The sequence below is a fragment of the Streptomyces sp. NPDC005492 genome, assembly GCF_040605995.1.
Classification (GTDB): domain Bacteria; phylum Actinomycetota; class Actinomycetes; order Streptomycetales; family Streptomycetaceae; genus Streptomyces.
In genome coordinates this window covers 1-1,148 of sequence record NZ_JBEXDX010000126.1, presented here as the reverse complement: position 1 = coordinate 1,148, position 1,148 = coordinate 1, and the positions used below count along the sequence as shown (strand labels likewise).

Sequence of the window (1,148 nt, the reverse complement as noted above, 5' to 3'; positions counted from 1 at the left end):
TCCAGTACGTCCAGGACGGCTTGGGTGACCTCTTCGGGGGTGCGGCCGTCGGTGGGTACGACGGCCCGCGCGACCTCGGCATACAAGTGCCGCCTGGCTTCCATCAGTTCACGCCACTGCTTGCGCGGATTGATCGCCAGCAGCGGGCGGGCCGCGTTGAGACCGGTCCGCTTGACCGCTTCGTCCACGTCCATGGAGAGGTAGACGACCCGGTGTCCGGCGAGCAGCGCGCGCGTGTCCTCGTCGAGGATCGAGCCGCCGCCGAGCGCGAGGACACCCTCGTGCCCGGCCAGTGCCCGCCGCACAGCGCGCTTCTCGATCGCGCGGAAGACGGGCTCGCCCTCGTCGACGAAGATCTCCGCGATGGTGCGGCCCTCCGCGGCCACGATGTCGTCATCGGTGTCCCGATAGGCAACGCCGAGCCGCTCGGCCAACTGCTGCCCGACCGTCGACTTGCCGACACCCATCGGACCGACCAGGACGACCAGGGGTGCGGCGGTCACCGGATGGCCAGGTTCTCAAGGTACGAACGCACGTTACGACGCGTCTCGGGCACCGAGTCGCCACCGAACTTCTCCGCCACCGCATCCGCAAGGACCAGCGCGACCATCGCCTCGGCGACGATACCCGCGGCCGGGACCGCGGACACGTCCGAGCGCTGGTGGTGAGCCTGCGCGGCCTCACCCGTCACCACATCCACGGTCTGCAGGGCACGCGGCACGGTCGCGATCGGCTTCATCGCGGCCCGAACGCGCAGCAGTTCACCCGTGGACAGCCCGCCCTCGGTACCACCGGAGCGACCCGAGACCCGCCGGATCCCCTCACCGGTCTTCACGATCTCATCGTGCGCCCTGGAACCCGGCACCCGGGCCAGCTCGAAACCATCACCGATCTCGACGCCCTTGATCGCCTGGATACCCATCAGGGCACCGGCCAGACGGGCATCCAGCTTGCGGTCCCAGTGCACATGCGAACCCAGACCCACCGGCACACCGTAGGCGAGGACCTCGACGACCCCGCCCAACGTGTCGCCGTCCTTGTGGGCCTGGTCGATCTCCGCGACCATCGCCTTCGACGCGTCCGCGTCCAGGCACCGCACCGGATCCGCGTCCAGCCTCTCGACATCGGCCGGCGTGGGCAGGACACCC

Annotated in this window: 2 protein-coding genes; both read right to left on the bottom strand. The window is 69.8% G+C overall.

Features of this window, described 5'->3' with window-relative positions:
* Window positions 1–467 (bottom strand): shikimate kinase (locus ABZT04_RS45965; protein ID WP_356066709.1); only part of this gene is annotated, 467 nt, incomplete at its 3' end.
* Between the two features lie 32 nt (window positions 468–499).
* The coding region (gene aroC / locus ABZT04_RS45960) for a chorismate synthase (protein ID WP_356066706.1) at window positions 500–1,148 on the bottom strand (649 nt) is incomplete at its 5' end.